Genomic DNA, 25,509 nt, shown 5'->3' with positions numbered 1-25,509 from the left:
CGATCCCGTGCTCAGTGTAGGCGTTACGCAACAAAGAAAGGACTAATAAAACACGCTCTTCACCAGCAAACACGGCGAAACTGAGCCGGCAATAGTCAGCCGGGGTTCAGACTGACGCGCTTAAAACATCACCGTGCGCCCCGCGGTGTACCGGCCTTTCAGTCAGTTTTACCCTCGCATGGACGCTGATTGGCTGGTGCACCGCACCTTTTCCGCCGCTCCCGCCTTTTCTGCCTTTCCCGCTACGCCGCACAGCCGCGACAGCACACTCTACCACTGCTCGTCGACTTGCCGCGCATGATAGTATTCCGCAAGGCGTCGCCGGGTGCCCGGTGAAGTGTCGGACGGCAGGGCATCCGGCGCGAACCAGCCGACTTCTTCAATCTCGCCATCGCTATCGCAGGCGCACGCCTCCAGGGCGCTGGCAAAGTAAAGCAGAACGTGATCACCCCGGAAGACGGCGTGGTTGGAAAAGATGCCGACCAGTTTCAGCGGTTCGAGCGCCCGCATACCGGCTTCCTCCTCGAGCTCTCGCATGGCTGACAGCGCAGCCGATTCGCCCGCTTCGACCCCGCCGCCCGGCAAATGCCAGCCGCTGATATAGGTATGGCGGACCAGGACCACCTGCCCGGCATCATTCTCGGCGATCACACGGACGCCCAGCGTGGTGCCGCGCCGCAGCCGCCACCAGAGCTGAAACAGTGGCCTTACATAGGGTTCCACACGTTGACGCCAGTTCATGGCACCAACTTCGCTGGCCAGCGGCCACCAGCCGCGCTATGTACCCGCTCGAACCATATCAGTTGGGGAAGAACCATGTTTGCTTTGTACGCTATCGGCGGCGTTGCTGCCCTGTTTGCTCTGCTTAATCTTATCGAATACCGCCGCATCGATTAATTCAACGTCTCAGCGGCGAGTAGTTCCATGTCAGCACCTGAGTTCATCGGCCTGATTCTCGGTGGGATCGTCATCCTCCTTTTCGGTGGCGACTTCCTCGTCCGCGGCAGTGCCGCCCTGGCTCGCCGCTGGAAACTTCCGCCGCTTTTCGTTGGTTTGACCATTATCGCCTTCGGCACATCAGCGCCGGAACTGGTGGTCAGCGTCCAGTCAGCCTTGATGGGCGCGCCCGGACTGGCTCTGGGCAATATCGTTGGCTCCAATATCGCCAACTTCCTGCTCGTGCTCGGCCTGCCAGCCGTGCTCGGCACGATCCACACCACGACACCGGGTCTTCGCCGTAATGCGATGATCGCGCTCGCCGCCGCCGTCGCGCTGATCGTGGTCGGCTGGGATCGCCAGATCGACATGCTGGAAGCCTCGATCCTGACGATCACCATCGTGCTGTATGTCGGCATTCTCGGCATCCTGGCACGTAATAACACCGATGATCCGACGCTCACCGAATTGACCGATGTCGATGGTATGGACGGGCTACCGGCCAGCTGGCGCGGCATCATCATTGCCATTATCGGCGGCCTTATCGCCCTGCCGGTCGGCGCTCAGATGATTGTCATCGGCGGCACCGAAGCGGCACGCGCGCTCGACGTCGATGAAGCGGTCATTGGTCTGACGGCCCTGGCCTTCGGCACCTCTTTGCCGGAGCTGGCTACCGTGGTGATGGCTTCGCTGCGCCGCCAGGCCGATCTGGCGATCGGCAATATTCTCGGCTCCAACATCTTCAACGTCTTTGCCGTTGGCGGTGCAACCGGCCTGGCCGCAGGCGCTGTGGGTCAAACCCTGCCGATGCCGGAAAGCTTCTTCGGCCTCGACCTGTGGGTGATGCTGGGTGCCAGCCTCGTCATCGCGGCCATCGTGCTGCTGCGCCGCCCGATCAACCGGATCACCGGCGCCATGTTGTTTGCCGGTTATGTCGCCTATATCGCCTACTTGGCGCAAACGGCACTGGCTTAACATCTAACGCTTGCGGCGGAACCGGGTCAGGCCGACGGCCTCGGCGTCCTTGTAGGCCTCGGTCTTGCGCGTGGTCACCTGGGCCGCCATCACCGCTTGGGCACTCAAGGCGATGTCGAGGATCTCTCCGCACAGGGTTTCCTGCAGGTCGAACTGACGTTCTTCCAGTGCCTTGATGCCGTCCAGCAGGTAGTCGTAATCCACCACCGTGGCGATATCGTCGGCGCCGGACCAGTCCTTGCTGACCACCGTGACGACATCGACCAGCACTTGCTGGCGCACGCCGCGCTCATAATCGTGAATGCCGATTTCGATCGACATTTTCACGCCTTCCAGACGGTAGATAAAGACATCCTCACCGGTCGTATTGGCGAGGGCGTTTTCGATGACCTGGTCGAGTCTCAAGCCTTGTCCTCCGGCACGCCGGCGGCATACATCACATCGCCGTCGCGCGCGTCGAGATGCTGGCCGCCATCAATGATCATCGTCTCGCCTGTCATCGCATCGGTCGCAAGGATGAAACGCACCGCGCGGATGATATCCTCGGGCGTTGAACCGCCCTGCATCGGATTCAGTCTATGCGCGCGTTCGAACTCTTCCTGGTCCTGCCCGCCGGACGGCAGGGTGATGCCCGGCGCAATGCCATTGACCCGGACGCGCGGCGCGAACGCCATCGCCATCGTCGTGGTCGCGCCGAGAAGCGCGTGTTTGGACAGGGTGTAGGAGAAGAAGTCCGGGTTCAGGTTGAAGAGTTTCTGATCAAGGATGTTGATCACACACCCAGAGGCACGGCCGCTGTGCTTTTCAGCCATGGCCGAGGCCAGCAGGACTGGCGCCATCAGATTGACCCGCATGGCCTCATCCAGCATTTCGGCCGTTACCGCCTCGGGCCGGTCCATTTCGAAAATCGAGGCCGAATTGATCAGCGCATCAACCCGGTCGAGGGAGGACATGAATTCACGCACGCCCTTTACATCACCCAGATCGAACTGCGCGGTGGAAGCGGAACCGCCCTTTTCCCGGATCGCAGCCTCAACGGCCCGGGCCGCCGTGCCGGAAGAATTGTAGTGAATGATGACATGCCAGCCATCTTCAGCCAGGGCCGCCGCGATTTTAGCACCCAGACGCTTGCCGCCGCCCGTTACCAGCGCGATCTTGTGATCCATGAGTCCCTCAAAACAATCTTCGTCTGCGATAGATGACCCGTCCGCCGCGCCGGCGCAATCGCTGACGGGACCCAAGCTCATCGCCGAATACGTCAAACGCCTGCCCTCCAGGCCGGGCGTTTATCGCATGTTCGGCGAAGATGGAGCGGTGCTCTATGTCGGCAAGGCACGCAATCTGAAAAACCGCGTCTCCAACTATGCCTCCGGTCGCGGCCATTCCAACCGCATCGCCCTGATGATCGCGCTGACGCGGTCGATGGAATTCGTCGTTACCGAGACCGAAACCGAAGCGCTGCTGCTCGAAGCCAATCTGATCAAGACTCTGAAACCGCGCTTCAACATCCTGCTGCGCGACGACAAGAGCTTCCCCTACATTCTCATCCGCAAGGATCATGCGGCCCCGCAATTGCTCAAACATCGCGGCGCGCGCAAGACCAAGGGCGATTATTTTGGCCCCTTCGCCTCCGTTGGCGCGGTCAATCACACCCTCAACACGCTGCAAAAGGCCTTCATGATCCGGACCTGTTCCGACAGCGTCTATGAAGGCCGCACCCGGCCCTGCATGCTGTATCAGATCAAGCGCTGCGCCGGTCCCTGCGTCGATCTGGTCAAGCCGGAGGCCTATGACGAGCTGGTCGCGGAGGCGACAGCCTTCCTGCGCGGCAAGTCCAACGCACTGCGCGCCGATCTGCAGGAACGCATGCAGGCCGCCTCAGACGACCTCGATTTTGAAGGTGCAGCGCGCCTGCGTGACCGTATTCGCGCCATTGCCGCGGTGACAACGGACCAGGGCATCAACCCGACCGGGGTCGAGGAGGCGGACGTCATCGCCGTGGCCCAGGATGGCGGACGCTCCTGCGTGCAGGTGTTTTTCTTCCGGGCGGGCCAGAACTGGGGCAATCAGTCCTTCTTCCCGCGCCATGAGGATGACGCTGAGCCGGCCGATGTGCTCGCCGCCTTCCTGGCCCAGTTCTATGACGACAAACCGGCCCCCGGCCTGATCCTGATGTCACATGAGATCGAGGACGCAGAGCTGTTGGCCGAGGCGCTGAGCCTGCGCGCTGATCGCAAAGTCAAACTCCTCGCCCCCCAGCGCGGGGAAAAACGCAAGCTGGTCAGCCAGACTGAGACCAATGCCCGCGAAGCCCTGGCCCGTCGCCTGTCGGAAAGCGCCACCCAGGCCCAACTGCTCGGCGGTGTGCAGCGCGTCTTCAAGCTGGAGGATGTGCCCCAGCGTATCGAGGTCTATGACAACTCCCATATCCAGGGCACCAATGCGCTCGGCGCGATGATTGTGGCAGGCCCGGAAGGGTTTGAGAAAAACCACTACCGCCGCTTCAACATGAAGGGCGATGATGCCGCGACGAATGATGATTTCGCGATGATGGCGGCGATGCTGAGACGCCGTTTCTCGCGCCTGATCAAGGAGCGCGATGAAGGCGCTCCGGTGCCCGATCTGGTCCTCATCGATGGCGGCAAGGGCCAGCTTTCCAGCGTGCTGGAGGTGATGGAGGAGCTCGGCGTCACCGACATTCCCGTCGCCGCGATCGCCAAGGGACCGGAGCGCGATGCCGGCCGCGAAGCCTTCTACCTGCCCGGCGATGCGCCGTTCAAACTGCCGCAGAAGGACCCGGTGCTCTACTATCTCCAGCGCCTGCGCGACGAAGCCCACCGCTTCGCCATTGGCGGGCACAGAGCCAAGCGCAAGAAGGCGATCACCGACAATCCGCTCGACGGCATTCCCGGTGTCGGGCCGTCACGGAAAAAGGCGCTACTGGCGCATTTCGGATCGGCTAAATCGGTGCGCAATGCGGCGCTGGCGGACCTGGAAGCGGTTGACGGCGTGTCCAAAGCCATGGCCAAACGGATCCATGACTGGTTCCAGAAATAGAGACCGCCGGTGCGCGCCCATATTCCCAACATTCTGACATCACTGCGTATCCTGTTCGCAATCACCGGGGCATTGGCGCTTTACACTGCCTTCGGACTTGAGAACGGCCAGACCGTTTTCGGCCTGACATTGGAGCCCGGCTCCCGTCTGGCTGCCGACTTCAGCCGCTATGCCTTCGTGGCCTTCTTCATCTCCGCGGCAACGGACTGGCTCGATGGTTATCTGGCCCGTCGCTGGCAGGTCGAGAGCGGGTTTGGCGCCGTGCTGGACCCTATCGCCGACAAGCTGCTGGTTGACCTCTACCTGCTGGTCTACACGCTTATGCTGGCCGCCCCGCCGGAGGTTTATGTCCCGGTGATCGCCATTATCCTGCGCGACGCCGCCGTCACGGTGCGCCGCCTGGCTTCGAAAACGCCGTCCCAGGCGGCCCCGGTCAGCCTCACCGCCAAGCTCAAGACCGCCCTCGCCATGAGCGTGGCCGGCCTGCCGCTGATCGCGCTGCCATTGGGCTGGCTGGCCCATGAAGCGGTGCTCCTGATCTGGATTGGCGGGCTCTGGCTTGCCGCCGCCTTGGCGCTTCAGACCGGACTGAGCTATTTTCGCCCCAACGGGAGCGCCAATGACTGATATCGCTACGGACGAGGCCCACATCCTTGTCGTCGATGATGACGACCGCATCAGAAGCTTGTTGAAGCGCTTCTTGCAGGAGCGCGGCTATCGGGTATCCACCGCCGAGAACGCGACCAAGGCCCTTTCGACCATGAAGGCGCTAGAGTTCGACCTCCTTGTGCTCGACGTCATGATGCCGGGCATGAACGGCTTCGAGATGACCGAAGCGGTCCGCGATCAGTCAGAAACTCCGATCATGCTTTTGACCGCACGTGGCGAAGCGGAAGACCGGATCAAGGGGCTCAGCCTCGGTGCCGATGACTACCTGTCCAAACCGTTCGAGCCGGAAGAACTGATCCTGCGCATCAACGCCATCTTGCGCCGGACCAAGCCAGCCCAGGCGGCCATCAAGCGCGTCGAGTTCGGCGATTGGAGTTTCGATATCGACCGCGAACAGCTCTCCCGTGCGGGCGAGCCTGTGCGCCTGACCGGCGGGGAAAGTGCCCTCCTGGCGGCCCTGGCGGCCAGCGCCGGCCAGCCGGTTTCCCGCCTGGCCCTGTCGGAACGGACCGGCAGCGGCGAACGGGCCGTGGATGTGCAGGTCACACGGCTGCGCCGCAAGCTGGAAAACGATCCAAAGGAACCCCTGCATCTGCAGACGGTCCGGGGCGAGGGCTATCGCCTGGCGGCCGATCCGGTGTTCGAGGATTGATCTGACGAATGAGCTTGCTGCGTCGCATCACGCCCAAAGGCCTGTTCGGCCGCACCCTGCTGATCATCGTCCTTCCGGTGGCGCTGATGCAGGTAGCCGTCGCCTGGTCTTTCTTCGAAGAGCACTGGGAGACGGTAACAAGCCGGCTGTCGGAAGGCGTGGCTGGCGATATCGCCATGATGACAGCGCTTTACGAACAGGATGATCCGAACAATCCGCAATTCGACCGGCTGGCCGACACCGCCTATGCGACGATGCGGCTCTCGGTGGATTTCCGCGAAGGTGAAACCCTGCCAACGGCACGCCGCTCCTCCTTCTTCCGGACGCTGGACCGCACCCTGCGCTCGGCCTTGTCGGCCCAGATCAGCAATGAGTTCTGGTTCGATACGACGCGCTATCCCAGCTATGTCGATGTCCGCGTTGAAGTCGATGGCGGCGTGCTGCGCTTCATTGCCCTGCGCGAGCGCGTGTTTGCGACGACGGGGCATATCTTCCTGTTGTGGATCATCGGCGCCTCAACGCTTCTGACCGCCGTCTCGATCGTCTTCATCCGCAACCAGGTCAAACCCATCCGCCGCCTCGCCGACGCCGCCGAACAATTCGGCCGCGGCCAGGACGTGGCCCATTTCCGGCCCGCCGGAGCGACCGAAGTGCGCCAGGCTGCCCATGCCTTCCTGGAAATGCGCGCCCGCATCCGGCGGCATCTCGAACAGCGCACGGCGATCCTGGCCGGTGTCAGCCATGATCTGCGCACGCCTTTGACACGGTTGCGTCTGCAGCTCGCCCTGATGCCCGAAAGCCCGGAGCGCGAGGACGCCAAGCGCGATCTCGCCGCGATGGAGGAAATGCTCGACGAATATCTCGACTTTGCCCGCGGCCAGATGTCGGACGAGACCGAACCGACCGATCTCGGGGCCCTGGCCGAGGAAGTGACCGGCGATCTGGCGCATACCGGTACGCCGATCGATGTGCATTATGACGGCGACCTCATCGCCGATGTCCGGGTCAGCACGGTCCGCCGGGCGATTGCCAACCTGGTCTCCAATGCGACCGGATTTGGTGACCATGTCGCCGTGAGCGTGCGCCGCAATGGTTCGCGTATCGAGATCATTGTCGATGATGATGGCCCGGGCATCCCCAAGGACCAGATTGAGGAGGCACTGAAACCCTTCTCGCGCCTGGATGAAAGCCGCAACCAGAACCGCAAGGGCGTCGGTCTCGGCCTCGCCATCACGCGCGATGTCGCCCGCAATCATGGCGGCGAGCTACGCCTGGGCGATAGTCCGATGGGTGGTTTGCGGGCTGTACTGAGCCTGCCGGGTTAGGCGCAATCGCTAGCGACCTTCCGGCTCAGCCCCCAATGCACGGGAACGCCGCTCAGCCGCATTAACGGCCATGCGCACCAATTCCGGCAAACCGCCGCCCGAGCCCATAAGGACATCCAGCGCAGCCTGGGTGGTCCCATTGGGCGAGGTCACCGCGCGCCGCAGGTCCTGCGGGGATTTGTCAGAGGCGGCCAGCAAGGCGCCGGCGCCGACGATGGTCTGACGGGCCAGCTTGTCGGCCAGCTCGCGCGGCAGACCTTCGGCGAAACCGGCACCCGCCAGGGCTTCGGCCAGCAGGAAGATATAGGCCGGGCCGGAGCCGGAGACCGCCGTAACGGCACCGAGCAGGCGCTCATCGCGGACCCATTCGACATCGCCGCCTACCTTCAACAGCTTGGTCGCCTGGTCCTCGAAATGCTCACCGGCCGGGTTGGAGACGCAGACCGAAATGCCCGATCCCACCGCCGTCGGCGTATTGGGCATGGCGCGCACGACCGGACGGTCGCCGAAGACGTGTTCGAGCCGTTTGATTGTGATACCGGCCATGATCGACAGGATCGCCGTATCCTTGGCCAGGAGCGGCGCCAGGCTTTCCGCCAGGGCATCAAGTGCCTGCGGCTTCACCGCCAGTACGATCGTGCCGATCTGGGTCGAGGCCGTGAGGCTTAGCCGGTCCGTATGCTCCAGACCGTGGTCCTCGATCAGAGCCTCCACCGCCTCGCTCGGCGACGGATCGATGATGAGAATGTCTTCTGCCTTGATGCCCGTGCGTTTATTGCGCAACCAGCCTGCCGCCAGTGCACCGCCCATATGGCCAGCCCCGATAAGGGCGATCTTTCCGCTTTGACTCATGTGTGTAATCAGGCCTCGCCTGCGGTTTCGAACATCGCCGCAGCGGTCGCCTCATCGGGCGTCTTGCCGCCCCAGATGAGGAAGTGGAATGCCGGATAGAAGCGTTCGCCCGCTTCACGCGCCGCCGAGATCATCACCGCGGCCTGGGCTGCGGTCACCGGCGTGTCGCCGGGCAGGGACATGGCGTGGCGATAGACGATCGAACCGTCCTCGGCCCAGACATCGAAATGACCGATCCAGAGTTTCTCATTCAGGCGGGCGACCAGTTCGCAGACATCGCGGAACCGGTTGGCCGGGACTTTCAGATCGAGGCTGGCGCAAACATGCAGCGCTTCCAGCTCCGGCCGCCAGGCAAACCAGATCTGGTGGTCACGCCAAGCCCCCGGCGTGCTGATATGCAGCTCGCCGCTTTCATCACGGTCATAAGGATATTGTTCGGCGATCACCGCCTGCTCGACCGCATCCAGCGGATCGGTCACAGTCAGGGTGACATCATCAGAGAGCAGGTCCATGGAGCCATCTCCTTCGTCTGCGCGGCGACTCACACCGTGCAAGGACGGTATGACCGGGCCACGGCAGGCGCAATAAAAAGCGCTTTGAGCGCGGGGATCAGTCTGTGGATTTCGCAGCTGCGCTTTTGGCCGGAGCCTTCCGCTTGCGCGTTACGGGTTTCTTTTCGCTGGCCTTTTCAAGCGCCTCAACGCGCGCTTCGAGCGCCGCGATGATCTCGATCGCGTCGGCCAGATTGGCTTTCACGGCGTCATATTCTTCGCGCGAGACCAGGTCCATATCGGCAATGATTCGATCCGCACGGGCGCGGAACATGGCCTGCGCCTCCTCGCCCATGGCCTGGGCGGCACCGAAGGCGTCGGTCATCAAATCTGCGAAATCATTGAGAAGCGGGTTGCGCGTTTGCATCAAAGAAAGCCATTAGAGTGTCGGGAAAGCCCTATATGCGGTGCGGGGTGGCAAAGCGCAACGTGCCGAAGCGTCACATCTGCACCTGAGTGCGTGCGTATCGGCCCGGTACGCAGTGGTAATAGCGAGACATCATGCAGACCTGTCCGGCCAGTTTCGATCTGATCGATCCCGAGATTTTCTCCATCGGCTTCTTCACCCTGCGTTGGTATGCCGTCGCCTATATCGCCGGTTTGATGCTGGGCTGGCGCTATATGGTGGCACTGAGCCGCCGCCCGCATATCTGGCACCCGGCCAATGCCAAGAAACCGCAATCCCCGTTCAACGAGACCCAGGTCGACGATCTTCTGGTCTGGGCCACGCTTGGCGTCATCGCCGGCGGGCGGCTGGGCTATGTCCTGTTCTACTATCCGGAAATGATCTGGGAGCGTCCGCTGGACATCGTACTGGGCATCACGGATGGCGGCATGGCCTTCCATGGCGGGCTGATCGGTGTCTCCCTGGCGCTCTGGACCTTTGCCCGGCGCAATGATCTCGACCTCTGGCGCATTGCCGATGCCGCCGCTGTGGTGACGCCGATCGGTCTGTTCTTCGGCCGGCTGGCAAACTTCATCAATGGCGAGCTCTGGGGCCGCCCCTGGGATGGTCCCTGGGCCATGCGCTTCGAGCATGACCCGCTGTGTCTGACGCGCCATCCGAGCCAGCTCTACCAGGCGGCATTGGAGGGCCTGGCCCTGTTTGCGATCATCAATTTCGCCACCTGGAAGTACCGCTCCCTGTCCAAACCGGGTCTCAATGCGGGCCTCTTCCTGCTCTTCTACGGTGTGTTCCGGGCGCTGATGGAGACCGTTCGCGAACCGGATAATCACATGATCCCGGCCCTTCAGGGCATCATCACCATGGGCATGCTGCTGTCGCTGCCGATGATCGCGCTGGGCGGCTGGCTGATCTGGCGGGCGTTGAAATCGGACCAGACCAGCAAGGCCGCCGCATGATTGCAGACCGCCTGAAAGCGCGGATCCGCGAACAGGGCCCGCTTTCCATTGCCAATTTCATGACCGAGGCCCTGTTTGACCCGGTCGAGGGCTTTTACGCGACCAAGGACCCGATCGGCGCCGGCTCGGACTTCATTACAGCACCGGAGATCAGCCAGATGTTCGGCGAGCTGGTTGGCGTGTTCGTGTTACAGAGCTGGGTCGATCTCGGCCGTCCAGGCCAAGTCCATCTGATCGAACTCGGTCCTGGTCGAGGCACCATGATGTCGGACATTTTGCGCACCGCCCGCGCCCTGCCCGGCTTCCTGGAGGCGGCACAGGTGACGCTGATCGAAGCCAGTGCGGCGCTCAAATCCGTCCAGGCGCAGACACTCGGCCCGAGCGGTGCCCAGATCGGCTGGGCGGACCGGCTTGAAGCCGTCGCACCGGGGCCGTCGATCATTATCGGCAACGAGTTTCTCGACTGCCTGCCCGTGCGCCAGGCTATTCGCCATCGCGGCCAGTGGCATGAGCGCATGGTGACGCTGGGCGATGAGGGCGAGTTCGTCTTCGCCCTGGGACCGGACCTTGGCCCCGATAGCGCGCTGATCCCGGAGCGTTTGCGAGACCTGCCCGACGGGCAGTTGGCAGAATTCCGCCCCGGCGATCTGCAAGTGGTCGAAGCGCTGGCGAAGCGCTTCGCAAAGGCTCCCGGCCGCGCCCTCTTCATCGATTACGGCCCGGCCCTGAGCGAGCCCGGAGACACGCTGCAGGCGATCCGGGCGCATGCAAAGGTCGAGGTGCTGGATGCGCCCGGCACGGCAGACCTGACAGCCCGCGTCGATTTCGAATCCCTGGCCCGGGCTGCGCACCAGCAGGGCCTGCAGAGCCATGGCCCGATCGGCCAGGGTGATTTCCTGGCCCGCCTGGGTCTGGAAGCCCGCGCGGCCACGCTGAGCCAGTCGGCGCCGGAAAAACGGGCGCAGATTGCGCGTCAGGTCTTCCGTCTCACCGACAGCGACCAGATGGGGGATTTGTTCAAGGCCATAGCCCTGCAATCGCCCGCTCTGCCCGAGCCGCCGGCATTCTCTGCGGACTGATATTTTTAACAACCCCAATCGACGCATTTACGGGTTCAAACTTGCCCGCCCCTCTGTTAATGAGCGCGCGAATTCATACCTGCGCGGGGCGAGCACCATGAAATTGATGTCGGGCACTTCCAACGAGCCGCTGGCTCGGGCAATCGCAGACTATCTCGATGCCCCCCTGACGGCGACCGAGATCGAGCGCTTCGCCGATGGTGAGATCTTCGTCCGCATCGATGAAAATGTGCGCGGCGAGGACGTCTTCATCATCCAGTCGACCTCCAGCCCGGCCAATGACCATCTCATGGAGCTGCTGATCTGCATCGACGCCCTGGTGCGCGCCTCGGCGCGGCGCATCACAGCGGTGGTGCCGTATTTCGGCTATGCCCGCCAGGACCGCAAAACCGGTGGCCGCACGCCGATCTCGGCCAAGCTGGTGGCCAACATCATCGCCAAGGCAGGCGCCGATCGCGTCCTGACCATCGACCTGCATGCCGGCCAGATCCAGGGCTTCTTCGACATTCCGACAGATAATCTCTTCGCCACCAAGGTGATCGAGGAAGATATCCGCCGCAAATACTCCGAAGATGATGACCTCCTCATCGTTTCCCCCGATGTCGGCGGTGTGGTGCGGGCCCGTGCCCTGGCCAAACTGCTTGATGCCGAGATCGCCATTGTTGACAAGCGCCGCCCCAAGGCCGGCGTGTCGGAAGTGATGAATATCATCGGTGACGTCGAAGGTCGCCGCTGCATTCTGTTTGACGATATGTGCGATAGCGGTGGCACGCTGTGCAATGCCGCCGCAGCGCTGAAGGAACAGGGCGCCATCGATGTCTCCGCCTATGTCACCCACGGCGTCCTCTCCAATGACGCTCCGGGCCGGATCGCCAAGTCGGAGCTGAACGAGCTGGTGGTGACGGATTCGATCTCCCCGGACCCGACCGCAACGGTCACCGACAAGGTTCGCCGCCTGCCGGTTGCCCCGCTCCTCGGCGAGGCCATCCGCCGCATCGCCAATGATGAGTCGGTGTCGAAACTGTTCGACTAGGACGGCTATCGACCGAGCCGGTCTCTGCGCCTAAACTCGCCTCCAATTTGAACCCGCGCGGGGGTGCGGGACATTGGGGGTGTTGCTATGAAACGTATTCTCACGAGTGCCCTGGCCGGGCTGTTATCGCTCGGTGCGGCCGCCTGGGCGCAGGATGACGCGGTAAGCGATGCGGCGGCCACAGACGTGACCGTGGCCGATCTACCGGCGGCAATCGACTGGCCGGTACCGACGCCAGAGCCCTTTGTCTGCCCGTTCAGCTTTGACTATGAAGTCGGCGAACTGAGCTGCGGCTTTATCTCCGTGCCGGAGAACCGGGATAATCCGGACAGCCGCATGATCCGTCTCAATTATGTCAAAATCGCCTCCACCGCCGAGGATGAAGCCGATGTGCGCGAGGACCCGGCGATTTATCTCACCGGCGGGCCCGGCGTGGTGCTGGAAGGCTATGCCGACCGGCTGCGCCAGCATGACATCCTGCTACAGCGCGACCTCTACATCCTGGAGCATCGCGGCATCGGCAATTCCGGTGATTTCTGTCCCTTCTTTGACGCGGTCCGCCGCGATCTGGCCTGGGCCGAAACGCCCCTGCAGGGCTCGATCAATGCCGCCGAACGCATGCGCGACTGCTTCCGCACGGCGCGCGAGGCCGGCGTTGATCTGACCGGCTACAGCACGGTGGAGAATGCCCGCGATGTCCGCACCCTGCGTCAGGCGCTGGGTTTTGAGAGCTGGAATGTCTGGGGCATTTCCTACGGCTCGGTACTGGGTCAGATGGTGCTGCAGGAGGACCCGGAGGGCACTGCAGCCATGGTGATCGACGCCATCGTGCCGAACGATCTGCAGGATCTCGGGCGGATCGGACGCTGGGTCAATCGCGTGCTCGAGAACCTCTATTCCACCTGCACCGATGCGGCCGTGTGCGAGAACCTGGAAGCGCGGGTGATCACCGCAATGGAACAGCTCAAGGCCGAGCGTATTATCGTCGAAGTCGATAATACCGAACTCAACCCGGAAGGCCGTGTCGCCATCGGCGCCGAGATCGTCATCTTTGCCCCTTTCATGATGATGTATGAGCAGAGCGAGCACCCGGCCATTCCCGGCGTCATGGACACCATCCTGACAGCAGTCGAGACAGGCGATATGTCGCTGTTCGAACTGCTCGCCGGCGATGATGATATGGGCGGCATCTCCTCTTCCCAGGGCATGTCGAGCGCGATCCGGTGCAATGACGGCTATTTCGCATCCAGCGCCGCCGTCGCCGCTGAGGACGTCGCGGAAAACCCGATGCTGGAGGGTCTCGGTTTTGCCGAGGGTGCGGCCTATCAGGCCCAGGTCTGCGTCGAGGAAGGCCTGATCCCGCGCCGTCATGCCGACAAATACGGGCTGATCGAGACCGATATCCCGGTGCTGGTCGTCAATGGTGCCTGGGACCCGGTGACGCCGCCGCCGCTGGCCGAGCGCATTATGCCGGGGCTCAGCAATAGCCGCTATGTTGAAGTGCCCTTTGCCGGCCATGGCCCGACGCGCTCCCTGCCGGAATGCGCCGGCCCGGTGATGAATGCCTTCTTCGACAATCCCGATCCGGCAGCCCTTGACGTCGCCTGTCTGGAAGAGGGCGTGGCCCAGCCGCAATATGTCGACTTCTTCACCTCCAGCGCCGTCCTCCGTGCCGGCACGCTGGCGTCGGACGATCCGAAAAACCTGGTTCCTGCCGGGATCTGGTTTGCCCTGCCGCTGCTGATGCTGATCTTCTCGGCCATCATCTATCCGCTGGCCTGGCTGGCCCGTCGCATCAGCCTGAACTCTGCTGAAGCGCTATCGGCCGATACCGCTGGTGCCCGCTGGCTGGCCTGGTTTGCTTCGCTCAGCGGCATCGCCTTCCCGGTCATGGTCGGCCTGGGCGCCTATGAGGCCAGCGAGATCTCGCAATTCGCCATTATTGCCGGCATGACCAGCACCGCTTCGACCGGGGCCTGGCTGGCGCTGCTGGCCGGCGTGTTCGGCGTCCTCGCCCTGGTCCAGCTCTGGCGCGCCCGGGCTGCTGGTTCGGTGCGGATCGGTTCGCTGATCGGCATCGCCATTACCGGCGCCTCGGCAGTGGCCTTGGCCGCCTTTGCCGTGAGCTGGGACCTGGCTCCGTTCTAAGCTCGGCTGGCTCCCACCTCTCCCTGGGGAGAGGTGGGCCGGCGCTTGGCCTGACAGACGAGAAAACCCGCGACGGGCCCCCGATCCCTGCTAGGCTCTCTCCACACCACCGATACGGAGCGTTCCATGCTGCATTCCCCTGCCCTGCGCATTCTGGCTCTTACCGGCGCCCTGGCGGCGTGTTCGGGCCCGCAGGAGGACATCTCCAGCTGGGCCCATGCCTGCCATATCGGCAGCTATGCCATGGACGCTGGCGGCATTATCGATATCGGCGCCTCCAGCGAAACGCACCTGCGCTGGCGCACGCTGGATGGCCGGGTCGGGCGTATCGCGGCGGGCGAGGATGGTGTCTGGTCCGGGACGACCGGGTGGAGCGATCTGGCGGATCCGGCGCGCTTCGAGCTCGGCACATGCGAGGACGGCACCATCCGCGTGACCGGCGTTGAGGACAGCGACGGCTCCGGCACCCGGCTCAATTTCACCAGCCAAGACATCCGTTTTGAGGGCGACGGCGTCGAGCTGGCCGGGCGGCTGGTCTGGCCGGAGGGCGCAGAAAGCGCGCCGCTGGCCGTGCTGGTACATGGCTCGGAGGATTGGAGCGCGCTGGATTATGCCAGCCTGCAGCGCATCCTGCCGGCCCAGGGCATTGCCGCCTTCGTCTATGACAAGCGCGGCACGGGCGGCTCGACCGGCTCCTACACCCAGGATTTCGACCTCCTCGCCGCCGACGCCGCAGCCGCGCATGCGACCGCACTCGACATGGCCGGTGATCTGATCGATGCCAGCGGTTATCTCGGCGGCAGCCAGGGCGGCTGGGTCGCGCCGCTGGCGGCCACCATGAGCCAACCCGATTTCGTCATCGCCAGTTTCGGCCTCGCGGAAAGCCCGCTGGCCGAGGACCGCGAGCAGGTGCAGATGGAATTGCGCGAAGCCGGTTACGGGCCCGACGTGCTCGCCCAGGCGCTGGAAGTGACCAATGCCACCGGTCATCTGCTGGCAACCGATTTCCAGGAGGGGCATGAAGAGCTGGACCGGGTCAAACAAGCCTATGGCGATGAGCCCTGGTTTGACGAGATTGTTGGCGAGATCACGCGCGACATGATTATCCGCCCGCTCTGGCAGTTCCGCATGGGCTACGCCATCCTCGGCGTCTCAACGCCCTGGGGCCATGAACCCGTCCCGGTGCTGCGCCAGGTCGAGGCCCCCATGCTCTGGGTCCTCGCCGGCGCCGACCGCGAAGCCCCCTCCGCCAATACACGCGTGATCCTGACCGACCTCCAAGCCGAGGGCCGCGCCATCGATATCGCTTTTTTCCCCGACACCGATCACGGCATCATGCGTTTTATCGAGGACGAAAACGGCGATCGGCAAACGCTGGGCTATGCGGACGGGTATCTGACCCTGCTCGCGGACTGGATCCGCACGGGCGGGTTTGACGGCACGTATGGAGATGCGGAGTTGGCGGCTCGGGAGTGAGGGGGGCCTTCCCTGCCTGTTCTCCTCAACTTGTCATCCCGGACGCAGGCCCGGCCTTGCCTGCCCTCGCGGAAGCGGGGGATCCGGGCGAAGATCCGGGACCCAGCCTGCCGCAACGAGATCCCTGATCTCCGCCCCGCTTTCGCGGGGCCTTCGTCAGGGATGACGAGCGGGTTGGGGCATGGGTATGTGTCTCCGTTTATTCCGGGGACTGCGACAGGGCAGGTGCGCAAAGCAGGACGAACGGAAGCGGGCCTAGTAGCGGGTGCCCGGCCTGCCAAGTGAAAGACAGGGGGAAAGCGCGGTCAAAAACCGGCGCGGATCCGGGTAACAGCAGTAAAACGGCAATGGCGCTGTTTCTTCCCGGTTCACGCGGTTGCACACCTCGCAGGGATCGGCTATAGCCCGCCGCTCGAAAGATTACTGTGGCGCGATGCCAGATAAAAGTCGCCGCCCGCTGAGTTGAGGCGGCGCTTGCATTTAAGGAACAGGACCGATGAGCAACATCGTTCTCACCGTTGACGTTCGTGAAGGTACCGGCAAGGGCGCCGCGCGCGCTGCCCGCCGTGAAGACCTCGTGCCGGGCGTTCTCTATGGCGGCAAGCTGGGTCCGGTCTCGATCAACCTGCGCGGCAATGAAGTCCGCAAGGCTCTGCTGACCGGCAATTTCCTCTCCAACATGATGGAGCTGGATCACGAAGGTAAGCGCCAGTCGGTTATCGCCCGCGACATCCAGTTCCACCCGATCTCCGACAAGGTCATGCATGTTGACCTGTTCCGCGTCGACGAAGACTCCAAGATCAACGTCGAAATCCCGGTTCGCTTTGTCAATGAAGGCGCATCTCCGGGCATGAAGCGCGGCGGCGTCCTCAACATCGTCCGCCACGATGTCGAACTGCTGGTTCCGGCCGGCAAGATCCCGGATTTCATCGAAGCCGACCTGACCGGCCTCGATATCGGCGATTCGGTGCACATCTCCGCCATCAAACTGCCGGAAGGCGCCACGCCGACGATCACCGATCGCGACTTCACCGTTGCCACGCTGCAGGGCTCGCGCGCTGTGCTTACGGCTGCTGATGAAGACGCCGCTGAAGGCGAAGCTGCTGACGGCGAAGCTGCTGAAGGCGGTGACGAGGCATAAGCCTTCGCGCCCTGCTCCATCGCCGGAGCAGACACGCTGTTTCAAAGGCCGCGGCTCGCAAGGGTTCGCGGCCTTTTGCTGAGAAAAGCCAGGTCACGCCATGATGATCCTCGCCGGGCTCGGCAATCCCGAGCCGAAATACCTCAAGAACCGTCACAATGTCGGCTTCATGGCGCTCGACGTCATGGCCCAGGCCTTCCATTGCGGCCCCTGGCGCAAACGCTTCCAGGGACTGGCCACTGAGCTGACCCTTGGCTCGGAAAAACTGCTCCTGCTCAAACCGCAGACTTTCTACAATAATTCAGGCCATGCCATTGGCGAGGCTGCTAAATTCTTCAAGGTGCCGCCAGAGAAGGTCGTGGTTTTCCATGACGAGCTGGATCTCGCCCCGGGCAAGTTCCGGCTGAAGCTGGGCGGCGGGGCGGCCGGCAATAACGGCATCAAGTCGACCACCAGCCAGCTCGGCCCGAATTTCCGCCGCGGCCGCATCGGCGTCGGTCATCCAGGCGACCGCAACCGGGTTACCGGCTATGTGCTGTCGGATTTTTCCAAGTCAGAGGAAAAATGGCTGATCGATCTGCTCGACGCCATCGCCGCTTCGGTCGACCTCCTGGCCAAAGGCGAGTTCGACGCCTTCCAGACCCAGGTCACGCACAAGGCGCCGGCGCCCGAGCCGGTCAAGCGCGGCAAGCCGGACGCCGACTGAGACCGGGCTATTTGGCCAACGGCCCAACCAGCGCGACCAATGCCTTAGCATGCGCTTGCAGCGCTTCACGCCCGCTATCGGTCAGGCTGAGCGTCGTGCGCGGACGATTTTCGGCATAGCCCTTCTCAACCTCGATCAAGCCCGCCTCGGACAGCTTGCCGATATGGGTGGAGAGATTGCCGCCGGTCAGCGCCATCATGCGCTGGAGATAGACGAAATCGGCACTCTCAACACTGGCCAGCAAGGTCAGCACGCACAAGCGGACCGGTTCATGGATGACACGGTCCGCCTGCAGCACGGCGGCCAGTATGGGGCTCGCAGATGTCATCGGCTCTAGCCCTCGTCCAGCACCGGATAGGCGCGCAGGAAGCGGATCAGCATGACCACACCGCATAGCAGCGGCAGAGCCCCGCCGAGAGCCAGAGAGTGGCCGGGGTGATAGGGCAGGACGATCTGCATCAACACGCCGCTGGCCACAAAGACAGCGGCATAGACCAGCATGCGCATGGCGCCCAGCATCAGGAAACCGATCACAGCGGCAAACGCCATCACCAGGCTTGGCACGAGCAGGATCAGCGGCACAGCGATCTCCTGCACGCTGTCGATCCAGCCCTCCACCAGGGCAAAGGCAATGAGACCGAAGAGAAAGCTGACCGTGCCGAGAATGAGGAGCGCGATATAGGTGGTCGATATCTTGGCCTTGCGGGCCTCACTGAACTCCACCTCTCCCAGACGCGGCACCACGATGCGTTTGTGCACCACCGCCCAGAAGGGCCAGAACACGGCTGGCATGATGGCGGCCAGCACGACGATGTCGAACATCCAGCCAATGCCGATGGAGAAGATCGCCAGCCCGGCAAACAGGTCGAGCGCGCCATCATCGAAGCGGCGGCGGAAAAGCTCGGATTCCAGGGTCTTAGTCATCATTGCACGTCCTTCCGTTCTTCATTGCACATAGATTTGTATCACAAACTTATTGCCAGTGCGAATTAACCCGCGGTCATGTTGCGTCTAGGCCTTGCCTTCTTGGAAGGAACGCGCTTGAAACGCCGCCACACAGGACATGCCAGAGCGGAAAGCGGAAGATCATGGGATTTAAGTGCGGGATTGTGGGTCTTCCCAATGTGGGCAAATCAACGCTGTTCAACGCGCTGACGCAGACAGCTGCTGCGCAGGCTGCCAATTACCCCTTCTGCACCATCGAGCCCAATGTCGGTGATGTGGCCGTGCCCGAACCGCGCCTCGCCAAGCTGGCGGAGATCGCCCAGTCCAAGGAAGTCCTGCCCGCGCGCATGAATTTCGTCGACATTGCCGGCCTGGTTGCCGGTGCGTCCAAGGGTGAGGGCCTGGGCAATCAATTCCTCGCCAATATCCGCGAAACCGATGCCATCGCCTATGTGCTGCGTTGCTTCGATGATGATGACGTTACCCATGTCGCCAACAAGATCGACCCGTTGGCCGATCTGGAGACCGTCGAGACCGAGCTGATGCTCGCCGATCTGGAAAGCCTGGAGAAGCGCCGCACCAATTTGGACAAGAAGGCCAAGTCCGGTGACAAGGAGGCCAAGGCCACCCTCGCCCTGGTCGATATCGCCCTGGAGCAGCTCAATAACGGCAAGCCGGCGCGGTTTGCCGAGATTTCCAAGGATGACGAGAAAGCCTGGCGCGGCCTGCAGCTCCTGACCACCAAACCGGTCCTCTTCATCGCCAATGTCGATGAGGCCTCGGCCGCCGACGGCAATGCCTACTCTGAAATCGTCATCAAACGTGCCGAGGAAGAAGGTGCCCAGGCCGTGGTCATCTCGGCCAAGATCGAGAGCGAGCTGGCGCTGCTGGAAGACGAGGAAGAGCGTGCCGAATATCTCGAGACCATCGGCCTGACCGAACCCGGTCTCGATCGCCTGATCCACACGGGCTACTCCCTGCTCGGCCTGCAGACCTATTTAACCGCCGGCCCGAAAGAGGCCCGCGCCTGGACCATTCATGAAGGCTGGACTGCCCCGCAGGCGGCCGGCGTGATCCATGGTGATTTCGAGAAGGGCTTCATCCGCGCCGAGACGATCGCCTATGAGGACTACGTCGAGTGCGGCGGGGAAAGCGCGGCCAAGGAAGCCGGCAAGATGCGCGCGGAAGGCAAGGACTACATCGTCAAGGACGGCGATGTGATGCACTTCCGGTTCAACGTCTAACCGCTCGCCGTTACCCGGTCGAACACGCTCACATCCTTCATGCACTGCGCCATGATCATGGCGCCCTCCAGCCGAGCGACGAGTTCCAGCGCGGCCGCCTCGCGTGCCTGATCATCGACCAGATCAGGATCACTCTCGAGTGCGGCGCCGAGCCAGTCCCGCGTGCGATCAAAAAAGGCGCGGGCCGCGTCGGCGACCGGTTCGGGCAGGCAGGCGCTCTCCGCGCCGAGCACACCGCACAGGCACATCAGGTTTTCTTCGACCAGAGCGGTGCGGAAGCCGGCGATAAAGGCGGCGCGCTTTTGCTCCGGTGACCGGCTGTCCCGCGGATCGCCAAGACTGTCGAGGAAGCGATCATTATAGCGCTGCGTCATGGCGACGCCGAGATCTTCCTTGGTTGGAAAATGATAGTGCACGCTTGCAGATTTGATCCCGACAGCACCGGCCAGGTCGCGGAAGCTGAAACCGCCATAGCCGCCCCGGCGCGCCAGGCGCTCGGCTGCGTCGAGGATTTCTTCTGCTTTTTGAGCGCGTTCCATATGCACCACACACCACCTTCTACCATGTGATAGATAGGCGGTTGGCGCGGCGCATTCAATGGCCCGGTCCTAGCCCGCAGATGACATCCGGCGCAAAGCCATCATTGCGCAAACAAAACAACACGCTTGCGGATAAGCCCAGAGCACCCCAAAGTCCCGGCCTCCATGACCCCATCTCCTCCCCCATCCCGCGCTTCCCGCTCCGGCGACGCCTCCGAACTGCCGCTGCCGCTTTGGGAGCTGGTCGCCTTGATGGTGGCGATTACCGGCCTCGTCGCCTTGTCGATCGACATGATGCTGCCGGCGCTCGACGATATCGCCGAGGACCTCTCGGTCCAGCACGCCAACAGCCAGCAGAATGTGATCGCCTCCTACCTGCTCGGCTTCGCCATTGCCCAAATCGTCTATGGCCCGCTCTCCGACCGCTTCGGACGCAAGCCGGTCATGATGGGGGCGATTGCGGTTTATCTCATCGTCACACTGATCTGTGCGCTGACGCCAAGCTTTACCCTGCTGTTGCTGGCCCGGTTTGCCCAAGGCGCTGCTGCCGCCGCCAGCCGTGTTATCACCGTCGCCATCGCCCGTGACCTGACCTCCGGTCGGCGCATGGCAGAGATCATGTCGCTGGTGATGACGGCCTTCATGGCGGTTCCGGTCCTGGCTCCGGCCATGGGGCAGCTGATCATGGTCGTCGCCGACTGGCGCTGGATTTTCGGGGCGCTGTTTGTGTTCGGGGTGATTTTGCTGGCCTGGATCCAGCTCCGCCTGCCCGAAACCCTGCATCCGGAATATCGCGTCGGACTGCGCGTCCGCACCATCGCCGCCACCTTTGCCGAAGCCCTGCGCAACCGGCAATTGCTCGGTTACACGCTGGCCGCCATGGCCTTCTTCGGCGGCCTCTACGCCTTCCTCAATTCCTCGCAGCAGGTTTTCGTGGAGACCTATGGCCTCGGCGACAATCAATTCCCCCTCGCCTTCGCCGCGATTGCAACGGGGATGGGGGTGATGAGCTTTATCAATTCACGCCTGGTGCAGCGGCTGGGACAAAGGCGCCTCGCGCATACTGCCCTGATTATCTTCACCAGCGTCAGCCTGGTTCACACCGCAACCCTGCTTATGGGCGTGCAAAGCACGGCCGCCTTCCTGGTTCTGCTCGCCGTGTCGCTGGCGGCGCTCGGCCTGATTGCGGCGAATTTCTCATCCATCGCCATGGAACCCATGGGCCATATCGCCGGAACGGCATCCGCCGCCTATGGCGTGGTGAGCGGGATTGGCGGCACCTTTTTCGGTTGGGCCATCGGCCAGCTTTACGACGGAACAGCCATACCGTTAATCGCCGGCCAGACCCTTTTGGGCGCGGCGGCGATAGCGATCATTCTAGTTACCGAGGGCGGGCGTCTCTTCGGCACCGGAGATGAGGCCCATCACTAGGAGGGGAAAGACATGACGTTTGAAACGATCCGCTACGAGGTCGAGGACGCAATCGCGACCATCACCATGAACCGGCCGCACCGGCTCAATGCCTTCACCTATGAGATGGGCGACGAGATCATGGCCGCCTTTGACGCGGCCGACGCGGATGATGCGGTCAAGGCGGTCATCGTCACGGGGGAATCGCCGGCCTTTTGCGCCGGCGCCGACCTGGCCACCGGGGTAGAGACTTTCGACATGGTCTCCCAGACCCAGCATGAGGGAACGTTCGATCCCAAGGATCCCAAATGGCGGGACCGCGGCGGCGTGCTCAATCTGCGCATCTGGAACTCGCTCAAGCCCGTCATCGCCGCCATTAACGGCGCCTCGGTGGGTATCGGGGCGACCATGATCCTGCCGATGGATATCCGCCTGGCCTCGGTCGACGCCAAATTCGCCTACCCGTTCGCCCGCCGCGGCATTGTCTGGGACGGCTGCGCCAGCTGGTTCCTGCCGCGCGTCGTTGGCATTTCCACGGCCATGGACTGGGGCCTGACCGGCCGGACCTTCCCGGCCGCAGAGGCCTATGAGGCTGGCCTCGTCGCCCGCGTCATGCCGGCCGAGGACCTGATGGCAGAGGCGCGCGACCGGGCCCGCCAGATTGCGGAGCGCTGCTCGCCGGTCTCCCTGGCGATGATGCGGCGCATGGCCTGGCGCATGCAGGGCGCCGCCCACCCGATGGAAGCGCATCGCGTTGAGACCCTGGGCATTCTGGAAGCGGGTATGGGCGAGGATGCGAAGGAAGGCGTGATGTCCTTCCTCGAAAAGCGTCCGCCGGAATTCCCGGGCAAGGTCTCCAGCGATCTGCCGTCATGGCATCCCTGGTGGGATGAGGCGGGGGAAAACTACTGAGGCTTTAATCGTCAGCCAGATCCTCGAGATCCTCGTCGGTGAATGCCCCATCCACGCGCCAGCCATAGCCATCGCCCTGGGCCAGGGTATCCGCCAACCAGGGCAGCGCTCCAATTAGCTGCTCTTCAAGCGTCCAGGGCGGATTGACGATGACCACACCGGCACCGGCCAGCTTGCCTTCGCTGGCCAGGTCCCGGGTCCAGAGGTCCGCACGCAGGATTTTTTCCGGGTCAATGCCCTGTTCCGTGATCAGCCAATGGGCGAGACCGGCATCGAAGCGGTCCGCGGCCCAGAGGTTTTTCAAGGACCGCCAGAATATGAATGTGCCGGTCGGCCATTTGCCAATCGCCCCCATGACCGCCTCGGCCATGTGGGCCAGCTCGTCGCGATCCTCGAACGGCGGATCAACCAGCACCAGGCCGCGCTTTTCAGGCGGCGGCACCAGGGCCTGGATCGCCTTGTAGCCATCCCGTTTCTCAACCTTTACCCGCTTGTCGCGCTTGTAACGCTCGTCCAGCGTTACCGCGTCGGCAGCGTGCAGCTCGCACAAGTGCATGCGGTCAGTTTCGCGCAAGAGCCGTGCAGCGATCTCCGGCGAGCCGGGATAGGATTTGAGCCCATCGGGGTTCATCTCGCGGATCAGCTCGAGATAAGGCGCCAGTGCCGGGCGGGCCGCTTCGGGAATATCGGCATCCAGCAGTTTGCCAATCCCGTCCCGCCATTCCGGCGAGCGCTCGGCCTCTTCGGAGGCCAGATCATAGGCACCGATGCCGGAATGGCTGTCGATATAACGCACTGGCTTGGGCTTGGCCTTGAGATGTTCAAGGCAAAGGGTCAGGACCAGGTGTTTGAGAATGTCGGCAAAATTGCCGGCATGGAAAGCGTGGCGATAATTCATCCGCCTGCCCTACCCCAACTTGGCTTTAGCCCCAAGTCTTAGCTTACAGGCTGGTCACTTCACGACCTGCGCCACGCTGACTAGACTGCCGCGAAAATCACCGGGGAGATCATCCATGTTCCGTACCTTTGCCGCTGCGCTGGCCGCGGCCACGCTCAGCCTTGCACCCGCCCAGGCTCAGGAGAACGGCGACACGCCGGAACCGCGCGTCTATGAAAGCCGCGGCCAGGTCACCATTGATGGCCAGCGTATCCGCTACTCCGTCACGGCCGGAGAAACCTTCCTGCATGACAGCGACGGCAATGCGACCGCATCGATCTTCACCACCGCTTATATTGCCGACAATATGGGTGATCCGCGTACGCGCCCGGTGGCCTTTGTGTTCAATGGCGGTCCGGGTTCGGCGAGCCTCTGGCTGCATATGGGCGTCTTTGGCCCGCAGCGCCTGGCCCTGCCCAATGCCGAAGATGACGGCGCCGCGCCCTATGACATCGTCGAGAATGTCCACTCCATCCTCGATGTTGCCGATCTCGTCTTCGTCGACCCGGTCGGCACCGGCTGGAGCCGCGCCCTGGGCGACACCGACGCCTCTGACTTCTGGGGTGTGAACGAGGACGCCGAGAGCCTGGCGGCATTTATCCGTCTGTGGCTCAGCGAGAACCGCCGCTGGAACTCGCCGAAATACCTGCTGGGCGAAAGCTATGGCACGTTGCGGATCGGTGCACTGCTGAATGAGCTTGAGGGTGGATATACCGATGTGGCGATCAATGGCGTCGCGCTGATCTCCACGGTTCTGGACTTCCGCTATGACGACACCTCGCCAGGCAATGATATCGGCTATGTCGGGCTGATGCCGGGCTTTGCCGCGACGGCGTGGTATCACGACAAGGTCGATCGGGCGGCCTGGGATAATGACCTGGAAGCTTTCCTGGCTGATGCGCGCGAGTTTGCTATCGAGGAATACATGCCGGCTCTGATGTACGGCGTCACGCTCGATGCGACGCGCCAGGCCAGCGTCATTTCCGGCCTGGCGACCTTTACCGGCCTGTCCGAGGACTTCCTGGAACGCGCCAATATGCGGGTCTCGCTGCGCCGCTTCCAGCGTGAGCTGCGCCGCGATGAGGGCCTGTCTGTCGGTCGTCTCGACAGCCGCTTCACCGGTGTCGAGGTCGACGCTGTCGGCGAGGGGCCGGAGACGGACCCGAGCTTCTATGGCATCGATGCCAGCTTCACCGCCTCCATGCTGGACTATTTCACCCGCAATCTCGGCGTCGAGATCACCGAGTATTATTCCACCATTGGCGGCGTGCGCGGCTGGAACTGGGATACCGGCCGATCCGGCGGCAATAACTACATCAATGTCGTGCCCTGGGTGGCACGGGCCATGCGTCAGAATTCCGATCTCGAAGTGCTGGTCGCGCAGGGGTATTACGACCTCGCCACACCGTTCTTCTCAGCCGAGCTTATGTTCAACCAGCCTGGCTTCGATCAGGACCGGGTGACCTTCACCTATTATGAAGCCGGTCACATGATGTACATCCACGAGCCGTCCTTGGAGGTTTTCGCCCGGGATGTGCGGGAGCTGATCGCCGACTAGGC

The 25,509-nt window shown here is 63.0% G+C and carries 26 protein-coding genes; 16 read left to right on the top strand and 10 right to left on the bottom strand.

Annotated elements, in window-relative coordinates:
* Positions 1–270: 270 nt before the first annotated feature.
* Positions 271–741 carry an NUDIX domain-containing protein gene (locus tag Q1V57_RS15370; protein ID WP_300532585.1) on the bottom strand — a complete coding sequence of 157 codons (471 nt, stop codon included), beginning with the start codon at positions 739–741 and terminating at the stop codon, positions 271–273.
* A 183-nt stretch (positions 742–924) separates the two neighbouring features.
* Between Q1V57_RS15370 and Q1V57_RS15365 the strand changes: the two genes are divergently transcribed.
* Entirely contained in the window at positions 925–1,911 is a 987-nt protein-coding gene (locus Q1V57_RS15365; protein ID WP_300532583.1) for a calcium/sodium antiporter, read from the top strand.
* A 3-nt stretch (positions 1,912–1,914) separates the two neighbouring features.
* Here the strand turns inward: Q1V57_RS15365 and Q1V57_RS15360 are convergent, their stop codons facing one another.
* Positions 1,915–2,316, bottom strand: a complete 402-nt coding sequence (locus tag Q1V57_RS15360) for a dihydroneopterin aldolase (RefSeq protein ID WP_300532581.1) — start codon at positions 2,314–2,316, stop codon at positions 1,915–1,917.
* Positions 2,313–3,077 (bottom strand): SDR family oxidoreductase, encoded by a 765-nt coding sequence (locus Q1V57_RS15355; protein WP_300532579.1) that lies wholly within the window; start codon positions 3,075–3,077, stop codon positions 2,313–2,315. The genes Q1V57_RS15360 and Q1V57_RS15355 overlap by 4 nt, the downstream gene beginning before the upstream one ends.
* Between Q1V57_RS15355 and uvrC the strand changes: the two genes are divergently transcribed.
* The 4 genes from uvrC to Q1V57_RS15335 are packed head-to-tail and all read left to right on the top strand — an operon-like array spanning position 3,076 to position 7,614.
* Positions 3,076–4,968: an excinuclease ABC subunit UvrC gene (uvrC, locus tag Q1V57_RS15350; RefSeq protein WP_300532577.1), complete on the top strand. Its 1,893-nt coding sequence runs from the start codon at positions 3,076–3,078 to the stop codon at positions 4,966–4,968. The two genes, Q1V57_RS15355 and uvrC, sit on opposite strands and share 2 nt — an antisense overlap.
* A 9-nt stretch (positions 4,969–4,977) precedes the next feature.
* Positions 4,978–5,595: a CDP-alcohol phosphatidyltransferase family protein gene (locus tag Q1V57_RS15345; RefSeq protein WP_300532575.1), complete on the top strand. Its 618-nt coding sequence runs from the start codon at positions 4,978–4,980 to the stop codon at positions 5,593–5,595.
* Positions 5,588–6,289 carry a response regulator transcription factor gene (locus tag Q1V57_RS15340; protein WP_300532573.1) on the top strand — a complete coding sequence of 234 codons (702 nt, stop codon included), beginning with the start codon at positions 5,588–5,590 and terminating at the stop codon, positions 6,287–6,289. The genes Q1V57_RS15345 and Q1V57_RS15340 overlap by 8 nt, the downstream gene beginning before the upstream one ends.
* 8 nt (positions 6,290–6,297) lie before the next feature.
* Positions 6,298–7,614 (top strand): ATP-binding protein, encoded by a 1,317-nt coding sequence (locus tag Q1V57_RS15335; protein ID WP_300532571.1) that lies wholly within the window; start codon positions 6,298–6,300, stop codon positions 7,612–7,614.
* Between the two features lie 9 nt (positions 7,615–7,623).
* Here Q1V57_RS15335 and proC read toward each other — a convergent pair whose 3' ends face one another.
* The 3 genes from proC to Q1V57_RS15320 form a co-directional block, all read right to left on the bottom strand.
* Positions 7,624–8,466: a pyrroline-5-carboxylate reductase gene (gene proC / locus Q1V57_RS15330; protein ID WP_300532569.1), complete on the bottom strand. Its 843-nt coding sequence runs from the start codon at positions 8,464–8,466 to the stop codon at positions 7,624–7,626.
* An 8-nt stretch (positions 8,467–8,474) separates the two neighbouring features.
* Entirely contained in the window at positions 8,475–8,978 is a 504-nt protein-coding gene (locus Q1V57_RS15325; RefSeq protein WP_300532567.1) for a YbjN domain-containing protein, read from the bottom strand.
* A 97-nt stretch (positions 8,979–9,075) separates the two neighbouring features.
* Positions 9,076–9,384 carry an accessory factor UbiK family protein gene (locus Q1V57_RS15320; RefSeq protein WP_300532565.1) on the bottom strand — a complete coding sequence of 103 codons (309 nt, stop codon included), beginning with the start codon at positions 9,382–9,384 and terminating at the stop codon, positions 9,076–9,078.
* Positions 9,385–9,518: 134 nt separating this feature from the next.
* On the opposite strand from Q1V57_RS15320, the gene lgt reads away from it, so the two are divergent.
* From lgt to pth, 7 genes are all read left to right on the top strand, one after another.
* A complete protein-coding gene (lgt, locus tag Q1V57_RS15315) occupies positions 9,519–10,379 on the top strand; it encodes a prolipoprotein diacylglyceryl transferase (protein ID WP_300532563.1) in 861 nt (286 codons plus the stop codon).
* Positions 10,376–11,458 carry an SAM-dependent methyltransferase gene (locus Q1V57_RS15310; protein ID WP_300532561.1) on the top strand — a complete coding sequence of 361 codons (1,083 nt, stop codon included), beginning with the start codon at positions 10,376–10,378 and terminating at the stop codon, positions 11,456–11,458. Before lgt ends, Q1V57_RS15310 begins: the two co-directional genes overlap by 4 nt.
* Before the next feature lie 97 nt (positions 11,459–11,555).
* Positions 11,556–12,491: a ribose-phosphate pyrophosphokinase gene (locus Q1V57_RS15305; protein WP_300532560.1), complete on the top strand. Its 936-nt coding sequence runs from the start codon at positions 11,556–11,558 to the stop codon at positions 12,489–12,491.
* Between the two features lie 87 nt (positions 12,492–12,578).
* Positions 12,579–14,639 carry an alpha/beta hydrolase gene (locus Q1V57_RS15300; protein ID WP_300532558.1) on the top strand — a complete coding sequence of 687 codons (2,061 nt, stop codon included), beginning with the start codon at positions 12,579–12,581 and terminating at the stop codon, positions 14,637–14,639.
* 126 nt (positions 14,640–14,765) lie between these two features.
* The gene (locus tag Q1V57_RS15295) at positions 14,766–16,115 is read left to right on the top strand and encodes an alpha/beta hydrolase (RefSeq protein WP_300532556.1); all 1,350 of its coding nucleotides are present in this window, start codon (positions 14,766–14,768) and stop codon (positions 16,113–16,115) included.
* Positions 16,116–16,611: 496 nt separating this feature from the next.
* Positions 16,612–17,256, top strand: a complete 645-nt coding sequence (locus Q1V57_RS15290; protein WP_300532555.1) for a 50S ribosomal protein L25/general stress protein Ctc — start codon at positions 16,612–16,614, stop codon at positions 17,254–17,256.
* A gap of 100 nt (positions 17,257–17,356) precedes the next feature.
* On the top strand, positions 17,357–17,962 hold the full coding sequence (gene pth / locus Q1V57_RS15285) for an aminoacyl-tRNA hydrolase (protein ID WP_300532553.1): 606 nt from the start codon (positions 17,357–17,359) through the stop codon (positions 17,960–17,962).
* Positions 17,963–17,969: 7 nt separating this feature from the next.
* Here the strand turns inward: pth and Q1V57_RS15280 are convergent, their stop codons facing one another.
* Positions 17,970–18,290 (bottom strand): transcriptional regulator, encoded by a 321-nt coding sequence (locus Q1V57_RS15280; RefSeq protein ID WP_300532551.1) that lies wholly within the window; start codon positions 18,288–18,290, stop codon positions 17,970–17,972.
* A gap of 5 nt (positions 18,291–18,295) precedes the next feature.
* On the bottom strand, positions 18,296–18,889 hold the full coding sequence (locus tag Q1V57_RS15275) for a hypothetical protein (RefSeq protein ID WP_300532550.1): 594 nt from the start codon (positions 18,887–18,889) through the stop codon (positions 18,296–18,298).
* 161 nt (positions 18,890–19,050) lie between these two features.
* Here Q1V57_RS15275 and ychF point away from each other — a divergent pair, with 161 nt between their 5' ends.
* Positions 19,051–20,151: a redox-regulated ATPase YchF gene (gene ychF / locus Q1V57_RS15270; protein ID WP_300532548.1), complete on the top strand. Its 1,101-nt coding sequence runs from the start codon at positions 19,051–19,053 to the stop codon at positions 20,149–20,151.
* On the opposite strand, the gene Q1V57_RS15265 is transcribed toward ychF, so the two are convergent.
* Positions 20,148–20,690, bottom strand: coding sequence for a TetR/AcrR family transcriptional regulator (locus tag Q1V57_RS15265; RefSeq protein WP_300532546.1), 543 nt, complete (start codon positions 20,688–20,690; stop codon positions 20,148–20,150). The two genes, ychF and Q1V57_RS15265, sit on opposite strands and share 4 nt — an antisense overlap.
* 165 nt (positions 20,691–20,855) lie before the next feature.
* Between Q1V57_RS15265 and Q1V57_RS15260 the strand changes: the two genes are divergently transcribed.
* Together Q1V57_RS15260 and Q1V57_RS15255 are read left to right on the top strand one after the other, a co-directional pair.
* Entirely contained in the window at positions 20,856–22,121 is a 1,266-nt protein-coding gene (locus Q1V57_RS15260; protein ID WP_300532545.1) for a multidrug effflux MFS transporter, read from the top strand.
* Positions 22,122–22,133: 12 nt separating this feature from the next.
* Complete coding sequence (locus Q1V57_RS15255; RefSeq protein ID WP_300532543.1) at positions 22,134–23,012, top strand: enoyl-CoA hydratase-related protein; 879 nt, start codon at positions 22,134–22,136, stop codon at positions 23,010–23,012.
* Positions 23,013–23,016: 4 nt separating this feature from the next.
* Here the strand turns inward: Q1V57_RS15255 and rlmJ are convergent, their stop codons facing one another.
* The gene (rlmJ, locus tag Q1V57_RS15250; protein ID WP_300532541.1) at positions 23,017–23,910 is read right to left on the bottom strand and encodes a 23S rRNA (adenine(2030)-N(6))-methyltransferase RlmJ; all 894 of its coding nucleotides are present in this window, start codon (positions 23,908–23,910) and stop codon (positions 23,017–23,019) included.
* Positions 23,911–24,025: 115 nt separating this feature from the next.
* Here rlmJ and Q1V57_RS15245 point away from each other — a divergent pair, with 115 nt between their 5' ends.
* Positions 24,026–25,507: a peptidase S10 gene (locus Q1V57_RS15245; protein WP_300532539.1), complete on the top strand. Its 1,482-nt coding sequence runs from the start codon at positions 24,026–24,028 to the stop codon at positions 25,505–25,507.
* Positions 25,508–25,509: the final 2 nt, after the last annotated feature.

It is taken from the genome of Maricaulis sp. (assembly GCF_030149425.1).
Taxonomy (GTDB): domain Bacteria; phylum Pseudomonadota; class Alphaproteobacteria; order Caulobacterales; family Maricaulaceae; genus Maricaulis.
Note: the sequence above shows the minus strand (reverse complement) of the source record. Positions and strands in the feature narration are given on the sequence as shown.